The following is an 18,410-nucleotide window of genomic DNA, read 5'->3' on the forward strand; positions in this document are numbered from 1 at the left end:
TGTCAGAATTTCATCTGTATAATCTCCATCAGCATTCCAAACTGCGAAATCAGAGATTTTTGGAAGGGCATCTTCATTTACAAGATTCATTTCAACGAATTCATAGGAATCATCAGAAGGATATTGATCGAAAACATACTCCTGCCCATCCTTTTTCATAACATAGTTATACTGAAGCTGTGCGGATGGTTGCATGGCCTCTGGAATATTTACTCCTTCTTTGTATGCTCTAAAATCAATGAAAGGAAGATTTCTAATAGCTAGAATCGCTATTGCAAAAGAAATAACCAAACTGAACCTGACAGTCCATTTGGCCCAAGTCTTGCCATCATTGGAAAGATCTTTTCTGAAAACAAACAAAACCCCAATCAGACTCAATAAAATCACATCCTTGATAAACGATTCCCAAGGTGTCAATTTGATCGCATCCCCAAAACACCCACAATCAGTCACTTTATTGAAATAAGCAGAGTAAAAGGTCAAAAACGTGAAAAATATAATAAGAATACTTAAAGCCCAAACCGTGAACTTTAACCTAACCCCCAAAATCAGCATAATCCCAAGTACCACTTCAGCTACTACCAAGACTACCGCCAAGGGCAGGGCAATTTCTTTGAAGATATAAAAAAAGGAGGCAATGTCGTTAGAAAAAACATCAAAATACTCCTCCAACTTTATGGACGTGCCGACCGGGTCATTCACTTTGATCAACCCCGAAAATATAAATAGGCCACCTACCAGTAGCCTGATGACAAATAATATCCAGTGCTTAATCATGGTAATCTAATTTGATAAGGCAAAACACCGCATAATTGATCATGTCCTGATAATTGGCTTCTATTCCTTCCGATACCAGAGTCCTACCCATATTATCCTCAATCTGCTTTACCCTGTATAATTTCATTAAAATGATATCTGTCATTGAAGATACCCTCATGTCTCTCCAGGCTTCACCGTAATCATGGTTTTTATTTTCCAAAAGACCTCTTGTCGCATCTACCCAATGGTCATATAAAGGTTCAATCTCCTCTAAATCCAATTCCAACCTAGTATCTTCTTTCAGGCTAATCTGTATCAAAGCTATCAGGCAATAATTAATAATACCTACAAACTCATCAACGATCGGGTCATCTACTTTTTGGTTACCCTTTTCTTGGATAGACCTTATCCTTTGGGCTTTGATGAAAATTTGATCTGTAATGGAGGGAATTCTAAATATTCTCCAAGCAGTGCCATAATCAATGGTTTTCTTCTTGAAAAGTTCTTTACAAAGGTGAATAACTTGATTATATTCGCTCGTGGTTTGCCTCTTCAAAGTATTTCTGTTTAATGGATAATCAATTACCTTTTCCTACGAAAACCGAAGATATATCTTTTAGTCCAAAAATAACACTTCAATCCAAAGGAAAGCTACTTTTGTTAAATGAGCCATGGGTAATGGGAATCTTAAACCTTACGCCAGACTCTTTTTATGCAGGTAGCCGGATAAAATCAGTAACCTCTGAAATCTTGCATGTGGCTGAAAAAATGATAGAAGATGGAGCTGATATTTTAGATATCGGGGGGTATTCAAGCAGACCTTCCGCAGATCTTGTTTCAGAAGAAGAGGAATTAAAAAGAACCATAGGGGCCATTGGGCAAGTGAAAAAATATTTCCCCAATTGCCTGCTTTCGATCGACACATTCAGATCCAAAGTGGCTCAAGAAGCCGTAAATACCGGGGCTGATCTGGTCAACGATATATCAGCAGGAGAGCTTGACCCCGAAATGATACCCACAGTAGGGAAGCTCTCTGTGCCCTACATTGCCATGCATATGAGGGGCAATCCTAAGACCATGCAGACGCAGACAGGATATGAAAACATTATTTTAGAAATAATGAATTATTTTTCTAAAAAAATGAAAGATTGCAGGAAATCCGGCATAAAAGATGTAATCATTGACCCAGGATTAGGATTTGCCAAAACTTTAGATCAAAATTATTGGATTCTCAGAAATTTAGCTTATTTTAAAACAATTCAAGCACCCATTTTAGTTGGATTATCAAGAAAATCCATGATTTATACCAAACTTGGTATCCAACCTGAGAATGCCCTGAATGGAACTACAGCGCTTAACATGGCGGCACTAATAAATGGTGCGAACATTTTAAGGGTTCATGACGTGAAAGAAGTTAAAGAAACTATAAAACTATATAAAGAACTCTACCCTTGACACTACTTTTCAAAATCGGATTTTTGGAAATATCCATAGTAAATATCATAGATATTACTTTGGTCAGTGTATTATTGTACCAGGTTTACAAATTATTAAGGGGCAGCGTAGCCATCAAAATTTTTCTTGGGTTTCTATCCATTTACTTGGTTTACCTGATGGTAAGTGCCTTAAGGATGGAACTTCTTTCTATCATCTTGGGGCAGTTTATGGGTGTCGGTGTGATTGCTGCCATCATTATTTTTGCTCCTGAAATCAGAAAATTTCTTCTTATCATCGGCAGAACTTCATTCCTTTCGAACGAAAATTTTCTTCAGGAACTTCTCTTTTGGAGAAAGAGAGAATCACAGGCTTTTAATATAAATCCCCTTATTGTTGCTTCCAAAAGTTTATCCGGAACCAATACGGGTGCATTGATGGTCATTTCCAGAAACTCTGAATTGAAATTTTATGCCGAAAGCGGGGACATCCTTGATGCACAGGTTTCCAAAAGGCTATTGGTATCCATATTCAATAAATATAGCCCATTGCACGATGGGGCTGCAATTATCTACAATGGAAAGGTAAAAGCGGCAAGGTGTATTTTACCTGTGACCGAAAGAGATGTACCTGCTCAATTTGGGCTGAGACATAGGGCTGCAATCGGGATGTCAGAGGCAACAGATACCTTGGTATTGATTGTTTCTGAAGAAACAGGACAGGTTTCATTGTCGAAAAACGGTAAAATTCTACATAACCTATCATTTCAGGAACTGCGGGAAATGATCAATGATTACCTGACAGGGGTGGATATTGACGAGAAATTTGAGCCCATTTCAGTTTATGAAAGAAGTAAACTCAAAAAAATTACCCCAACAAGTGCCTAAAACAAAACGGCTCTGAAAATTCAATTTCAGAGCCGTTTTCACAAGTACCTAATGAATAATTTTATTCTAATTTTTTTACATTTATAGCATTAGGGCCTTTTTTGCCGTCCTTTACATCGTAAGTTACTTTGTCATTTTGGGCTACTTTGTCGACCAGGCCTGTGGCATGGACAAACACATCACTTTGGGATTGGTCATCAACGATAAAACCAAATCCCTTAGCATCATTGTAAAATTTTACTGTTCCGGTAAGCATGATAAATATTATAATTATGTGGTTAAATGTATTTAAATGTAAATATACTTCATGAAAAAACAAAAATTTATTTTGCTAAATTGGCTAAATGAAAAAGCTTGTAATTATCCGTCATGCAAAATCATCCTGGGATGATACCTTTTTGGATGACCATGAAAGACCCCTTGCCGAGCGTGGATTGAGGGACGCTCCTAAAATGGGAAACCGCTTAAAGAAGGCTGAAATTTTCCCTGATGCTATGGTTTCTTCTGATGCAGAGCGTGCTAAAACCACCGCAATCATCACTGCTGAAAAGTTGGATTTCCCTTCCCAAAAAATACGGTATACTTCAGATCTCTACCACGCATCAGCATCCACAATCCTGTCTGAAATCAGAAAAACAGATAATTCTGTCAAAACCTTGTTTGTATTTGGACATAATCCCGGTCAAAATGACCTTGTCTGGAAATTGGGTGGTGAAATAGATAATCTACCTACAGCCGGTCAGTTCGGTTTCAAATTCGATGTGGACAAATGGTCGGATGTGGACAGTAAAAATGCTAAAGTCTGGTTTTTTGATTATCCAAAAAAAAGTTAGAACCATTACCAATAACACCTGTGATACACACCGGCATTTTTTGTGAAACCCACTGGCAATGTTTTCAAAATATTTTTGCGGAACCTGTAATTTAGCGGATGAAAAATATTTCAAAAAACTGTCCGCGGTAAGGGATAGTGCATATTTCTACCCTGGATACTATAAGTAAAAAGCTTAGTGTTCTGGCATCATTCATCACGTACCTCCCCAAAAACACCAAACTACTTTTGGCACGCCATGAACCGTCTCAAGCATAAGAAATTATGACTTGTTTTAGATATGCTCGATCATAACAAAAGATGGCAGGTTTTGGAATAAACAGTATTATGAAATTTAAAAATCCCTCACATCCTGAAGCACCTCTGAAAATCTATCTGAATGATTTATAAGATAAAGCAATTTCTCAGCAGCTTGTTGTGGACTGCTCAAATGGTTGTTTTTTTTCAGATTTTTAAATTTGGACAGAGAAGAGAAGCTGTCTTCAGATGCTGATCTGATTTCTGTTTGCATGGCAGTGTCCACTACTCCCGGAGCTACCGAAAAAAACCTGATGCCATTATCATCCAATTCTGCTTCCAACTGAGCTGTTTTTGTCAGCATATCCAATGCTGCCTTGGAGGCGGAATAGCCTGACCAACCATCAATTGATTTCTTAGCTGCTCCGGAACTGATGTTTACCACTATTCTCTCCGAACCGACAAAATCACGGTAATTTTTAACAAAAGCATTCATCAATATGGCCGGTGCGATTGTGTTGATCTCAAAAATATTTTTAAAGCTTTGGTCTTCCAAATTCCCAAAATGATCTATTTCACCAATCCAACCTGCATTGTTGACCAGGACAATTTTCCTGAATTCTTTTTTCGGAAATATATCCCCCAACTTATTGACCAACTCATCTATTTGCCCCAAATCTACTTCCAAATGGGTATAATTTGGGCTTTCTCTCTGCACCTTTGACCTGGAAATACCAATTACTTCACAATCACCCTCCTGAAGCAAAAGATCGGCCATTGCCTCTCCAATCCCTTTACTTGATCCTGTGACGATGTATAGTGAAGATTCGGGCATAGTTGTAATTGATTTTTAAATTAAAACGCCCAAAATAAATTTAACAAATGGATTGGGCGGGGATTATTTATTATAGTATATACTGGGAAAGATCTCTGTTTTTCACAAGTGAAGTCAGTCTTTCTTCAACCATTTCTTTGGTAATCATGATTTTAGAATTTGCCTGAATCGTATCCGGTACGTCAAAGAGGAAATCATTCAACAAATGACTCATGACTGTATGTAACCTCCTCGCTCCGATATTTTCCACCTCTTCATTTATTTTAAAAGCCAGTTTTGCAATTTCTCTGATTGATTCATCATTGAAATCCAAGAAAACCTCCTCTGCCTCAAACAAAGCCTGATATTGTTTGGTCAAAGCATTTTTCGGTTCTTTCAATATCCTGTAGAAGTCATCTTCGGTGAGGCTTGTGAGCTCAACTCTGATAGGAAATCTTCCTTGTAACTCCGGGATCAAATCAGAAGGCTTGGCAACATGAAATGCCCCTGCTGCAATAAACAGGACGTGATCCGTATTGACTATCCCATATTTGGTATTGACAGCACTACCTTCGACGATAGGCAATAAATCCCTTTGCACCCCTTCCCTACTAACATCAGGACCACCTCCGCCTTTTCCGCTTTTGGAAGCTACCTTATCTATCTCATCAATAAATATGATTCCATTGTTCTCAGCCAACTTGAGGGCCTCTTCTTTTACCTCATCAAAATCAACCAATTTAGAGGTTTCTTCTTCCATTAGGATCTTCCTTGCCTCGGCTATCGTTACTTTTCTTCTTTTAGATTTCTTTGGCATCATCCCCGAAATCATATCCTGCAGCCCTGCCATACTGGCATCATCCATCATACCGTTTCCGATCATTCCTACGCCTACAGGGGGACTTTGCTTGACAGTGATTTCGATTTTTCTCTCTTCCATTTCTCCGTTTTTCAATTTTTCACGAAAACGGTCCCTTGTGCGCTCATTGAGTTCATCTTCCGAAACCGGTTCAGAATTGAAATCACTGGAAACTGAGGTTGTAGGCCGGGCAAATCCAGTTGTTTTTACCGGCGGAATCAAAATATCCAAAATAGCCTCTTCAACGGCAATAGAAGCTTTTTCCTTTACTTCTTCATTTTTCTTTTCCTTGACCAAATGGACTGATTGTTCTACCAAATCTCTGACCATGCTCTCCACATCTCTACCTACATAGCCAACTTCTGTAAACTTTGAAGCTTCCACTTTGGTAAATGGCGCATTGGCAACATTCGCCAATCTCCTCGCTATTTCGGTTTTACCAACTCCTGTGGAACCTATCATTAGGATATTATTGGGGACAATGTCCTTTTGGATATCACCTTTCACATTCATCCTCCTGATCCTGTTCCGGAGCGCTATGGCCACATTTCGTTTGGCGTCATGCTGTCCGATGATATATTTATCTAGCTCTGCTACGATTTGCCTGGGAGTTAGCTCATTGATTTCATTCTTCATATTGTTGTCGTTAAAACGTTCTCCATTCATTGATTGAGGTGGAAACTCCAAATACATTGGATCCACCCGGTATATTGTAAAACATCCTGGAATAGGATAGTTCAAATTTTTTGACTTTGAAGGCAAAGCCCCCGGAAAAGCCTCCTGCACCTGCTCCTGAAGAAGTTCCGAATTCCTTTCTGATCAGGTGATTGTAGCCAAGACGAACAGTGAAATTCTCACTTGGCAAAACCTCTACCCCAAATACTGCCCGTCTGAACATCTTATCAAATGTTGAAACATTTTCTCTGTTTACTGAGGGGTCCGGGTAAAAGAAATCCTGTTCCCTTCCATTCAGATTTCTCAAAGTGAGGTGAAACCTAAAAGGAGCATGTTCAGGCTTGAAACTCCCTCCAATCCTCACATCAGATGGAAGCTGAAGTTTTTGACCTTCAATATAAGTACTCAGGTTAAAACCAAAATTCCTTACATTCAGTCCAAGAACAAGATTTTTTTCGGGGTGATGGTAATTTACCCCAAAATCAAATGCCATGGCATAAGCCTGATAGCCTTCCAAAACGGAACCAAGTATTTTTATATTTGTCCCATATCTGAATACTCCCATCTGTTGGGCATACCCAACAACAAATGAGAATTCATTGGCATCAAAATCGCCGGTCGGTATTCCAATGGCATCAAAGCCTTCAAAATTCCCATAATCAAAATACTGCAAAGCCACTCCGAAAACGCCTCCATTCACAGCCTGAAAATTATATCCCAAAGTCGCCACATGTATCCCTCCGGGAAAATTGAGGTAATGAAATGCCGGGGTATTAATAGAAGCGCTGTCCAATAAGGAAGGATTTGAGGTGAACATCAGGACATCATTTCCTGATGTAATATTTACCCCTCCCAGGCCTGCTAATTTGGTAAAGGATGGATTGTCAATAAAGTTATATGCTGATCTCGATGTTTGGGCATCTGATTTTTTCTGAACCATTATTAAACAGCCCAAACAAAAAACCAAAAGGTATTTTAAGTATTTACCCAAATTGTCTTCAGCCTTTACTTTCCATTTGATTTAAAACATCAGGATTCCAAACTAACGTTATGAACTTCCTTTGGGAATCTAAAAACCATTGCATCTTCCACCTTGTTTTTCATTAAAGCAATTTCCAAAACCTCCTCAACCTTGTCCACAAAATGGAACACAACACCTTTTAGGTATTCTGCATCTATTTCCTCAATATCTCTTTTATTATTCTTGCATAAGATAATATCTCTTATTCCAGCTCTTTTTGCAGCAAGAATTTTTTCTTTTAAACCACCAACAGGCATTACTTTACCCCTGAGGGTGATTTCACCTGTCATGGCTAACCTGGATTTTACCTTTCGTTGGGTATAAATTGAAGCCATCGCTGTCAACATGGTAATACCCGCAGATGGGCCGTCTTTGGGCACCGCTCCCGCAGGAACATGGATATGAAGGTCATATTGATCAAACACCCTTTCATCAATGCCTAATTTATATGCTTTTGATTTGAGGTAGGATAAGGCTGTCATGGCCGATTCTTTCATCACTTCACCCAATTGCCCTGAGAGGGTTAACTTTCCTTTACCCTTACTCAGAGAAGTTTCCACAAACAGGATTTCTCCCCCAACTGAAGTCCATGCCAATCCGGTAACCACACCTGCCACACTATTATCCTGGTAAAATTCTTTATCGAAAATTTCTCCACCTAAAACTTTTCTGACAATTTGGGCAGAGATTTTTTTGGTGTATTCTTCTTCCATGGCAATAGACTTGGCCACATTTCTCACCACTTTACCAATGGCTCTTTCCAAGTTCCTTACACCCGACTCACGGGTATAATCCTCAATAATCTTCACTATCGCCGCCCTGTCAAAAGTTATGTCTTTGCCTTTTAATCCGTGCTCTTTCCTTTGCTTGGGAATCAAATGCTTTTTGGCTATTTCAATTTTCTCTTCCAAAGTATAACCTGTCACCTCTATCACTTCCATTCTGTCTCTCAATGCCGGCTGAATGGTATCCAGGGAATTGGCAGTAGCGATAAATAAGACTTTGGACAGATCATATTCTACCTCAAGGTAATTGTCCACAAAAGTGCTGTTTTGTTCCGGGTCTAAGACCTCCAAAAATGCCGATGAAGGATCCCCTCTGAAATCAGAACTTAACTTATCTATTTCATCCAAAACATAAACCGGGTTCGAAAATTTCACTTTTTTCATGTTCTGAATGATCTTTCCGGGCATGGCTCCAACATAGGTTTTTCTGTGGCCTCTGATTTCAGCCTCATCATGAACTCCACCCAAAGACATCCTTACATATTTTCTTCCCAATGCTCTTGCCACTGACTTACCCAAGGACGTTTTACCTACTCCGGGAGGGCCGTATAAGCATAGGATTGGACCTTTGAGGTCGTTTTTCAACTTCAATACAGCAAGGTATTCAATGATTCTTTCCTTGACTTTTTCCAGACCGTGATGATCCTTATCCAGTATAGATTTGGCCCTTCTCAGATCAAAGTTATCCACGGTATATTCATTCCATGGAAGCTCTACCAATGTTTCCGCATAATTCAGGGCTATTGGATATTCGGCTGCAGAAGGGTTGATTCGAAGAATCTTGTCCAGCTCCTTTTCAAAATGTCTTGATACTTCCTTAGTCCATTTTTTCTTTGCTCCTTTGGCCCGCAGTTCTTCAACTTCTTTTTCAGGTCCCTCTTCTCCCAATTCGGTCTGAAGCACCTTCATCTGCTGACGAAGGAAATAATCCCTTTGCTGTTGGTCAATGTCGGTATGGACTTTTTTCTGGATTTCGCTTTTCAGTTCCAGCATTTGGATATCCTTCATCATAAATTCCAACAGAAGCGTAGCCCGCTCCACCCCATCATTGATTTCAAGAAGTCTCTGCTTAGAATCTACGGGTGCATTAATATTGGATGAAAGGAAGTGGGTCAAAAAAGCAGTATTATCTATGTTGTCCAAGGCCACTTGGGCTTCCCGGGGAATTTCAGGATTGAGATGCAAAATTTTTGCGGCTGCATCTTTTAGGGACTCCTCAAGTGCTTGGATTTTTTTGCTGTTTTTGGGAAAATTCTCCTCGAGGTATTCTACCCTGGCCGTGAAATAAGGGTCTTCGGTCAAAGGTTCCAATATACTAAACCTCTTTTTTCCCTGTATAATGATGGTGGTGTTTCCATCAGGCAGCACAATCATCTTGATGATTTTTGCCAAAGTACCTACATGATATATGTCTTCCCATGATGGGTCGTCGTTTTGAGGATTGATCTGTGCACAGACACCAATCAGTTTGTTGCCCTTTTGGGCTTTTTTCACTAACCTGATAGAACGCTGTCTTCCGACTGTAATTGGAATCACGACACCGGGGAATAGAACAGTGTTCCGTACTGAAAGAATGGGGACTTCTTTGGAAAGGTCTTCCGGATGTTGCTCCAAATCTTCTTCATCATCAGTGATGAGTTGGATAAGGTCGCCTTCTCCTGCATAATCGCCTCCCAAAAAGGATTGATATAAATGATTTTCGTAATTGTTCATAAAGGACAATATGACAGTTAAAGTGTCACGTTATTTATTAAAAGAAACAAGAACCTTCAAGTTAACAAGGTTCTCTCCATAAAATCAATGTATATGCCAAGGTTTATTTGAGTACAAATTGGCAGGTTAATAGGTGAAGTATTCGGGGTCGAATTCAAAAAGTGAATTCCAACAATCAAATAAATAATAAAGCATACCGAGAACAAAAGGATGTTAATAAAAAATATATTTTTCATAGAATTTTTTAATCAAAACCTGACCCCGACTACATATGAAACCATGAGCTGATTATAAACTGACCCCACCTCATTATGGTCAACAATAAAATTGAATCTTGAATAATCTACCTGAAGTTCCGAGACAATCCCTATCTTTTTACTTCTAAGGATATGTGTGCCGACTTTAAACATTGGTGATACAAAATGGGTCTTATTGACCAAAAAAGAACCTTCTCTTAGAATTAAGTCCGAGTTTTCATTTAAACTTTCTTCAACAATTGCAAATTTACTTTTAAAGATCAAATACCTGTACATCACACCCAAACCGACATAAAAATCCACTTCATTGACTCTCAAAAATGTATAATTAACAAACAATGGTGTGAATATCGAAATCGTATTGTATTTCTCACTGCCCGTGAGTTTAGATGATTCTTTTATGGCTTCGGAATGAATCGTATTATTTTGAAAATTTATTCCCAACCCTGCATCAAACGTAAATCTTGGAGCTTTCCTATTTTGGTGAACTTTGATACCACCCTGAATCATTGGAAATGCGTTATTCTCAAAAACATCCTTGCTTCCATCACTTTTAAAATTTACCATCGGGTGGGCATAATTCAACCCAAAGCTTACAACAGGTGATATTTTTAAATAAGGTATTTATTCAACGTGAGTCTGGTACGGTATTCCCTCACACTCATGAAATTTCTCCATTATTGAAATGAAATCCTTTTCACTAAACTTGATAGAAACTATAAGGCTATACATTTCTGTCCCGCAATTTCCCGTCATCAAACTGTTTAGTACTCCTGAATAAGGCTTTTGATTATACCTTTTAACTTTTCTGCCTTCAATATCTTCCGATTCATAAGAACTCTTAAGTTCTATTTTTCTTTCTCCGTTATCTATAAAATATCTTCCCCTATAGCTTAATAAATCAAATTTCCCGGAAAAGATTACCTGAAAGAACACTTTGCTTTCTATACCAGGTAACTTTTCGCTTAAGAAATACCTGCCGTTTTCTAATCCAAAACCCAAAATATCATCAGGGTAGTATTTGTAATCATTATTTCTACCATCCCTGAATTTAATAAATTCATAGTTGTTCAAGTCAAATTTGCCGGTAACCTTACCATATACTTTTCCCCCCGAAGCATCAATAATAAAATCCTTTGGATCCTGTAAAGTTAAGGTCTTACTAAATGCAGTGTTACCTTGGTTAGACTCAAAAGAAAATTCAGATAAGGGGCCAAAAATTGTTACTACTAGTAACAAAAAAAACACATTCATATTTATTTCGGGTGATAAAACTCCCAATTGTACTAAAAAATTTAATTTTAAAAAAAGGAGGGACTGAAATTATTTTCAATCCCTCCTTTTTTATCTTCAATCAAGCCGGGTTTCACCCCGTAAAAATCTTCAAAATATCATTCCCAATTGCAAAGACCATCAGGGCCAACAGCATCACCATACCGACCTTTTGGGCATTTTCCAGAAACTTGTCAGATGGTGCCTGACCTGATACCATTTCATATAACAAAAACATCACATGTCCCCCATCCAATGCAGGTATTGGCAATAAATTCATAAATGCCAGAATCATGGAAATCAAACCGGTAATACTCCAAAATTTGACCCAATCCCATCTGCTGCCATAAATCTTTGCCATTCCTATAGGACCACTGACATTTTTGGCTGACACCTCTCCTGTAAACATTTTACCCAAAGCCCTTGCATTGATAATCACGACTCCAAAAGCCCGCTCGGTACCTTTAACGATTGATTCTCCTATCGCATATTTTTGGACTACAGGGTCAATGGGAGCATTAATGAACCCCAATGTTCCCTGTTCACTGATTTGAACTTCTTTTTCAATTTTTTGCCCATTTCTATCTACCAGAATGTTGGTTTGCTCCCCTTTCAATTGGGATAAGGCAGCTTGTAATTCATTGATATATGAAACTTCGTTGTCATTGACCGATAAAATTCTATCTCCATTTTGTAAACCGATTTTTTCTGCGGAACTGCCAGGAGAAATCTCCATTACTTTAATGGGATGCCTGATATCCAAAAATTGCCCCATACTCTCTTCATTGGAGAAAGAATTGATAAATCCTCTTGGTATCTCAATTTTAATGGTTTCCCCATTACGGTCTACTGTGTAATACCCCTCTGAGCTGAGTAAGGCACTACCACTGCTGAGATCTCCTAATGTTTTGTAGGGTTCTCCGCTAATGTCCAATATCCTATCACCATCCTGAAACCCAATCTCCTGACCAATTTCATAAGCAACAATTCCATGTTCGATTACCTGATCCCTTGAATAATAAGTTTCGCCTCTTTGGTGTACCAATACCACAAAAATCACAATCCCTGTAACAACATTGACGATGATTCCACCCATCATAACGATCAGGCGTTGCCATGCTGGTTTTGACCTGAACTCCCAAGGCTGTGGTTCTGAGGCCAACTGCTCGGTATCCATAGACTCATCAACCATACCGGATATTTTCACAAAACCTCCCAAAGGAATCGCTCCAATTGAGTATTCTGTCTCACCATATTTGAAGCCGACTATTTTCGGGGGAAATCCGATGGAAAACTTTTCCACTCGCATACCAAACAACTTGGCAGTCAACAAGTGACCCAGTTCGTGCAATCCAACCAAAATTGACAATCCCAGAATCAGCTGGGCCACCATAATCAATGTATCCATTATACGTTACTCTTTATTAATTCTTCAGTTATTCTTCTGGACATTTTGTCCGTTTCTATATAATCCAATAAACCGGGTTTTTGGATAAATGTTACTTTTTCCAAAGTGGTCTCAATCAAATCTGACATTTCAAGAAAGCCTATTTCATCTCTCAAAAATGCAGCTACAGCTATTTCGTTTGCAGCATTCAAGATACACGGGGCATTTCCTCCTCTTCTAAGCGCCTCAAATGCCAAACCCAAATTACGGAAAGTTTCCATATCCGGTTTTTCAAAAGTCAAACTTGGATAATCTGCGAAGTCAAATCTTGGAAAGTCAGCTTTCAACCGCTCGGGATAGCTCAAAGCAAACTGTATAGGGATACGCATATCAGGCAATCCAAGTTGTGCTTTAATGGATCCGTCCTCAAACTGTACCAAAGAGTGAATGATGGATTGGGGATGAACCACAACTTCAATCTGATCCTTTGAAAGACCAAAGAGCCATTTGGCCTCAATGACTTCCAATCCTTTGTTCATTAGGGAAGCAGAGTCAATGGTAATCTTGGCACCCATATCCCAATTGGGATGTTTTAGAGCCTGGGCTTTGGTCACATTTTCCAAAAACGCTTTGTCTTTTCCCTTGAAAGGCCCACCGGAAGCGGTCAATATAATCTTTTCAATAGGATTGTGAAACTCTCCTACCAGGCATTGAAATATCGCTGAATGTTCGGAATCAACGGGATAGATATTCACACCCTTCTCTTTTGCCAGTTGGGTGATCAACTCTCCGGCCACTACAAGGGTCTCCTTGTTGGCAAGGGCTATCTGCTTTCCTGCTTCGATGGCTTTGATGGTCGGAATTAGCCCTGCATAACCAACCAATGCGGTCAGCACCAAGTCGATACCCTCCATAGTCACAACATCCGCTATCGCCTTATCGCCCGCAAATACTTTGATATCATGGGGCAATAAAGCGTTCTTCACTTTCCCGTAAAGACTCTCATTCCCAATAACCACACAATTTGGCCGGAATTTCAAAGCCTGATCAATCAGTAAATCCGCATTATTTTGGGCAGTCAGGACTTCTACTTGAAAATTTTCGGGGTGGGCTTGGATGACCTCCAGGGTTTGTGTGCCGATACTACCTGTTGAGCCAAGGATGGCTACATTTTTTTTTCCTGACATTAATTCAAATTGCATTATCCGGGATGTACACAAAACAATATTCGGCGTCAGTCCCATTTTTTCAATCTGACAAAATTACAATGTTAAAAGACTTTTCCTTCAATTTTTTCAGTCTTTTTGAAAGTTTATAAATTTGGTATTGAATTAGGTAAGCGGAAGCTATCTTTTTTCAGTAATTATACTAACCAAAAATGGATGAGTCCGTAATGGAGAATATGCTTAAAAACATCAAAATCGTTATTTTGGCCTTTACAGCGGGAATCGCTGGGGCTTGGGTATTCCAACAGTTTTCTGAAAAAGAATTGGTTCCCGGAACCGATGAAGTTCATCTTATGGAGAGCCCTAGGTATCAGGTGGGTTATTTGGATGTACCTAGAGAAACTGTCAATAACCCGGTATCTTTTGTAGAAGCTTCGGAAAGAAGTACACCCTCGGTAGTTTTTATCAAGAATTTCTCCGGAACTGACCAAAGGAGGTATAGCATATTCGACTATTTTTTTGGCACAGGTCCTAATCAGAGAGTAAGCACCGGTTCTGGTGTAATCATCAGCAATGACGGCTACATCATCACAAACAACCACGTAGTGGATAGGGCAGAAACCATTGAGGTAGTACACCAAAAGAGAACCTACCCGGCCAAATTGATCGGTACGGACAAAAATACAGATATTGCAGTGCTGAAGGTGGAAACTGAAAATCTTCCTGCTATCAAACTGGGAAGTAGCAGAAACCTTAAAATAGGCGAATGGGTAATCGCCGTAGGAAACCCCTTTAACTTAACCTCCACAGTGACAGCAGGAATTGTATCTGCCAAAGAAAGACAAATCAATATCCTCGGGGGTGAATTCCCCCTGGAATCATTTATTCAGACAGACGCACCCATCAATCCAGGGAATTCGGGAGGAGCATTGGTCAATATCCAAGGTGAATTGGTTGGAATCAATACAGCAATTCTTTCCCGTACAGGTTCTTACACAGGTTATGGATTTGCTGTACCGGTCGACATTGCCATGAAAATCGCCAATGACCTCATCAAATTCGGCGAAGTACAAAAGGCCATTCCGGGTGTTGAAGTAGTGGAAATCACACCGGAACTGGCAGAAGAAATGGGCATTGAAACTTTGGATGGCGTCATAATCACCCACGTGGTAAGGGGTGGTGCCGGTGATAAAGCTGGGCTCCAGCGCAATGATGTCATTACCGGAATTGAAAATATCGACATCACCGGAAAAGGGAGTTTTGAGGAAGTCCTGTCCTATTATTATCCCGGAGATAATATCCGGATTCACTTTCAACGGAAAAATGAAAATAAATCTGCTCAGATTGCACTTCAAAATCTGGAAGGAGGTATAGGAATCATCAAAAGAGAATATTTCTCATCCAATATATTGGGAGCCCAGTTAGAAGCTGTAAATGCCCTTGAAAAGGATAGACTGGGAATTGATTTTGGAATAAAAATAACAGGAATGACCCGTGGGTATTTGAGGGATTTGGGACTCAATAATGGTTTTGTCATCACCCAAGTCAATGGTGAGCCAGCAAAAAATCCCGAGGAGGTAGGTAAATATCTTGAAAAATTCAGCGGAAGATTGAGATTGGAAGGAGTATCTCCAAATGGTCAACCCTTTATGCAATCCTACAATGTGAGATAATTTTCTTAAATTAAGGCAATCAATAAGTCTTATCTTCCAATTTGAAAATTGTTGGATGTTTTAAAAACTTAAATCTCCAATGCAACCATGAAAATTCTTCCTCCTACATGTGAAAAGTGCTTTGAAGATTTCCAACAGGCATTGGAAGAAACAAGGGAAGTAATCAGGTCTTTTAAGAATAACCCAAACGATTCCAAAGCCCAACACAAAGTCGTCAGGACATTTGAACTGACACATGAACTAGCATTAAAGACAATCTCAGAATTCTTCAGAAAGCAGGGCAGGCCGCCATTTTCAGGCCCAAGGGATGTGACGGTGGAAGCTTTTAATGAAGATCTGATTGACAATGGAAAAGGTTGGTTGGACATCATTATCGAAAGAATAAAATTCACCCCATTATATCCGGAGGATTATGAAGCAGAGTTCAGTCAGAATATCATCAAAAGACACATCCTTTTGTTGGAGAATTTTGAAAGAAAAATGACTGAAAAATTGAACAATTGACGGGCTATAAAAAAAAATTTGAATTTTTTTTTATAGCCTTGTCGCATTTTTGCAAAATATTCCGTCAAGGGGAAGTAACGTTTTTACAACATCATTTTCTTTAACCGTAATTTGCCATGAAAACAACCCTACTCCCCCTAATCAGCAGACCGCTCAACTTGATTCTGGCACTCATGATGTTTTTGGTTTTACCTTCCTGTCATGATGAAGTAAGCAGTAAAGTGACCTACAGAACATCGATTCCTGTTTATCTGGAAATGACTACAGTCAGGGCTTCGGATATCATAATTGAATCCGGTAGAGAACTGGACAATCCAGGTAAAATTTACATTTATGATGATTTTCTATTTGTCAATGAACCCAATAAAGGAATCCATATTCTTGACAACTCCAACCCTTCGGCTCCGAAAAACATCAATTTTATCAACATCCCGGGAAATGTAGACTTGGCGGTAAATACTAACATCCTTTACGCTGACAGCTATGTGGATTTACTGGCATTTGATATTTCAGATCCGAGAAATATCAAAAAAGTAAACAGGGTGGAGGATGTTTTTATGCATATGTACAGCAATCATGCGACCAATACCATCATCACCTGGAAGGACACTGTTATGACTTCTGACTCTGATATGATGTTTGGTTGGCGTGGAAGATGGGGAGGAATGTGGATGGTACAATCTGCAGATGCAAGTTTTAGTGGCTATAAAGGTGGATCTCAATCCCAAAGTTATGGTCAAGGGGGTTCTATGGCAAGGTTCACATTGATGAGTGGCCACCTCTATGCTGTAGATGAATACAGCCTTAGGGTCTTTGATGTCATGCAGGAAGACGATCCCAAACATCTTAAAAACATTGACTTGGGTTGGGGAATTGAAACCATCTTCCCATTCAAGGACAAACTTTTTATTGGCTCAAATACCGGAATGCATATCTATGATGCGAGCAATCCATCAGATCCAAAAGTCATGTCAGTCTACCAGCACATCACAGCCTGTGACCCGGTAGTAGTCAATGATGTGCATGCCTTCGTGACTTTGAGATCAGGCATGTTATGTAGAATGGGGGTTGATGAACTTCAGGTTGTGGACATTACTGACCTTTACCGACCAACTTTGGTGAAAGCGTACCCCATGTTGAATCCCCACGGTTTGGCCTTGGCCGGAGATTATCTATATGTGGCTGAGGGAAAGCATGGTCTAAAGAGCTTCAATGTGGCAGATGTCCTTAACATTGACAAAAACCAGTTAGAATTTCTCAGATCAATGAAATCAGTGGACTTAATTCCCGGCCCAAAATCATTGATCGTCATAGGGCCGGATGGGGTGTGTCAGTTCGATTATTCTACCCCATCAGTTTTAAAGCCCCTAAGTTGTATTCAGGTCAAAAATCCGGTCATTGTTTGATCAACTAAAAACCCTCCAAAGATTAGAACCTTTGGAGGGTTTGCTTTAATCGTAATCCAATCATTAGACATCATTAATTTCATGAAAACAGAAATCCCCGTTTTATTTTTTCTGATTTTCCTTTTTGGGTTTAACCCAGTCTTTTCTCAAGAAAAGGCATTTATCAGCCATACAGAAATTGGGCCTATGATTGGAAGGTTAAAGGTATGGGACAATAATTTTGACGCAAGGGTAAATTTTTCATTTCAAACTTTTAATGGTGCAAGAATCAACAAATACCATGCTGTGGGATTTTTGGTGGGTTTGGATACATACCCTAGTTTTAATTTGGTGCCTATGGCTTTTGGCTGGAGGGGATTTTTGGACAAGGAAAAAAGGAATACCCCTTTTGCAGGTTTTGATATCGGTAAGGGTTCTGCGATTTTGGAAAAAAGAGAAGTCATTGAATGGAGTGAGACTTGGTACGAAGGGGGATTTTTGGTCAGTCCCCAAATAGGCATCAGAAGAAACTCCAAAAAAGGGAACCATGCTTTTACATGGAGTTTGGGATTTAAAAGACCGCATGCTTTTTTTTATGAAGGAGTAAGGGATTTTTTTGGTACCACCAATAGACAAGATGGCAATTTACCACCAGGATTCAGCTCTGTCCGGGAAGAATCTTATGTATTCAACAGTCTCTTAGTGAAATGGGGGGTAATGTTTTAAAATCAGAAAAGGCATTTCCGAAGT

18 protein-coding genes are annotated in these 18,410 nt (G+C 39.4%); 7 read left to right on the forward strand and 11 right to left on the reverse strand.

Going from position 1 to position 18,410, the window contains the following annotated elements; all coding sequences use genetic code 11:
- On the reverse strand, positions 1–777 hold a 777-nt coding region (locus tag ACEW8O_RS24950), incomplete at its 3' end, for a BT_3928 family protein (protein ID WP_373497349.1).
- Positions 770–1,315 carry a DUF1599 domain-containing protein gene (locus ACEW8O_RS24955; protein ID WP_373497350.1) on the reverse strand — a complete coding sequence of 182 codons (546 nt, stop codon included), beginning with the start codon at positions 1,313–1,315 and terminating at the stop codon, positions 770–772. The genes ACEW8O_RS24950 and ACEW8O_RS24955, both read right to left, overlap by 8 nt.
- A gap of 14 nt (positions 1,316–1,329) precedes the next feature.
- Between ACEW8O_RS24955 and folP the strand changes: the two genes are divergently transcribed.
- Positions 1,330–2,214, forward strand: coding sequence for a dihydropteroate synthase (gene folP, locus ACEW8O_RS24960; RefSeq protein WP_373497351.1), 885 nt, complete (start codon positions 1,330–1,332; stop codon positions 2,212–2,214).
- Positions 2,211–3,080: a diadenylate cyclase CdaA gene (gene cdaA, locus ACEW8O_RS24965; RefSeq protein WP_373497352.1), complete on the forward strand. Its 870-nt coding sequence runs from the start codon at positions 2,211–2,213 to the stop codon at positions 3,078–3,080. Before folP ends, cdaA begins: the two co-directional genes overlap by 4 nt.
- A gap of 61 nt (positions 3,081–3,141) precedes the next feature.
- On the opposite strand, the gene ACEW8O_RS24970 is transcribed toward cdaA, so the two are convergent.
- Positions 3,142–3,336, reverse strand: coding sequence for a cold-shock protein (locus tag ACEW8O_RS24970; RefSeq protein ID WP_194974116.1), 195 nt, complete (start codon positions 3,334–3,336; stop codon positions 3,142–3,144).
- A gap of 88 nt (positions 3,337–3,424) precedes the next feature.
- On the opposite strand from ACEW8O_RS24970, the gene ACEW8O_RS24975 reads away from it, so the two are divergent.
- Positions 3,425–3,913, forward strand: a complete 489-nt coding sequence (locus ACEW8O_RS24975; RefSeq protein ID WP_373497353.1) for a histidine phosphatase family protein — start codon at positions 3,425–3,427, stop codon at positions 3,911–3,913.
- 333 nt (positions 3,914–4,246) lie between these two features.
- On the opposite strand, the gene ACEW8O_RS24980 is transcribed toward ACEW8O_RS24975, so the two are convergent.
- From ACEW8O_RS24980 to ACEW8O_RS25015, 8 genes are all read right to left on the reverse strand, one after another.
- A complete protein-coding gene (locus tag ACEW8O_RS24980; protein ID WP_373497354.1) occupies positions 4,247–4,984 on the reverse strand; it encodes an SDR family NAD(P)-dependent oxidoreductase in 738 nt (245 codons plus the stop codon).
- A 70-nt stretch (positions 4,985–5,054) separates the two neighbouring features.
- Positions 5,055–6,458, reverse strand: a complete 1,404-nt coding sequence (hslU, locus tag ACEW8O_RS24985) for an ATP-dependent protease ATPase subunit HslU (protein WP_373497355.1) — start codon at positions 6,456–6,458, stop codon at positions 5,055–5,057.
- A gap of 10 nt (positions 6,459–6,468) precedes the next feature.
- Positions 6,469–7,488 carry a type IX secretion system protein PorQ gene (gene porQ, locus ACEW8O_RS24990; RefSeq protein ID WP_373497356.1) on the reverse strand — a complete coding sequence of 340 codons (1,020 nt, stop codon included), beginning with the start codon at positions 7,486–7,488 and terminating at the stop codon, positions 6,469–6,471.
- A gap of 38 nt (positions 7,489–7,526) precedes the next feature.
- Complete coding sequence (lon, locus tag ACEW8O_RS24995; protein WP_373497357.1) at positions 7,527–10,016, reverse strand: endopeptidase La; 2,490 nt, start codon at positions 10,014–10,016, stop codon at positions 7,527–7,529.
- A gap of 248 nt (positions 10,017–10,264) precedes the next feature.
- Positions 10,265–10,840, reverse strand: coding sequence for a hypothetical protein (locus tag ACEW8O_RS25000; RefSeq protein WP_373497358.1), 576 nt, complete (start codon positions 10,838–10,840; stop codon positions 10,265–10,267).
- A 57-nt stretch (positions 10,841–10,897) separates the two neighbouring features.
- On the reverse strand, positions 10,898–11,554 hold the full coding sequence (locus tag ACEW8O_RS25005; RefSeq protein WP_373497359.1) for a hypothetical protein: 657 nt from the start codon (positions 11,552–11,554) through the stop codon (positions 10,898–10,900).
- Between the two features lie 85 nt (positions 11,555–11,639).
- Positions 11,640–12,953, reverse strand: coding sequence for an RIP metalloprotease RseP (gene rseP, locus ACEW8O_RS25010; RefSeq protein ID WP_373497360.1), 1,314 nt, complete (start codon positions 12,951–12,953; stop codon positions 11,640–11,642).
- Complete coding sequence (locus ACEW8O_RS25015; protein ID WP_373497361.1) at positions 12,953–14,119, reverse strand: 1-deoxy-D-xylulose-5-phosphate reductoisomerase; 1,167 nt, start codon at positions 14,117–14,119, stop codon at positions 12,953–12,955. Before ACEW8O_RS25015 ends, rseP begins: the two co-directional genes overlap by 1 nt.
- A gap of 206 nt (positions 14,120–14,325) precedes the next feature.
- Here ACEW8O_RS25015 and ACEW8O_RS25020 point away from each other — a divergent pair, with 206 nt between their 5' ends.
- The 4 genes from ACEW8O_RS25020 (at position 14,326) to ACEW8O_RS25035 (ending at position 18,386) form a co-directional block, all read left to right on the forward strand.
- On the forward strand, positions 14,326–15,771 hold the full coding sequence (locus ACEW8O_RS25020; RefSeq protein WP_373497380.1) for a trypsin-like peptidase domain-containing protein: 1,446 nt from the start codon (positions 14,326–14,328) through the stop codon (positions 15,769–15,771).
- Positions 15,772–15,858: 87 nt separating this feature from the next.
- Entirely contained in the window at positions 15,859–16,275 is a 417-nt protein-coding gene (locus ACEW8O_RS25025) for a nucleotidyltransferase substrate binding protein (RefSeq protein WP_373497362.1), read from the forward strand.
- Between the two features lie 116 nt (positions 16,276–16,391).
- Positions 16,392–17,681 (forward strand): LVIVD repeat-containing protein, encoded by a 1,290-nt coding sequence (locus ACEW8O_RS25030; RefSeq protein ID WP_373497363.1) that lies wholly within the window; start codon positions 16,392–16,394, stop codon positions 17,679–17,681.
- 81 nt (positions 17,682–17,762) lie between these two features.
- Complete coding sequence (locus tag ACEW8O_RS25035; protein WP_373497364.1) at positions 17,763–18,386, forward strand: hypothetical protein; 624 nt, start codon at positions 17,763–17,765, stop codon at positions 18,384–18,386.
- Positions 18,387–18,410 lie beyond the last annotated feature (24 nt).

This window comes from Aquiflexum sp. (assembly GCF_041749095.1).
Lineage (GTDB): Bacteria > Bacteroidota > Bacteroidia > Cytophagales > Cyclobacteriaceae > Aquiflexum.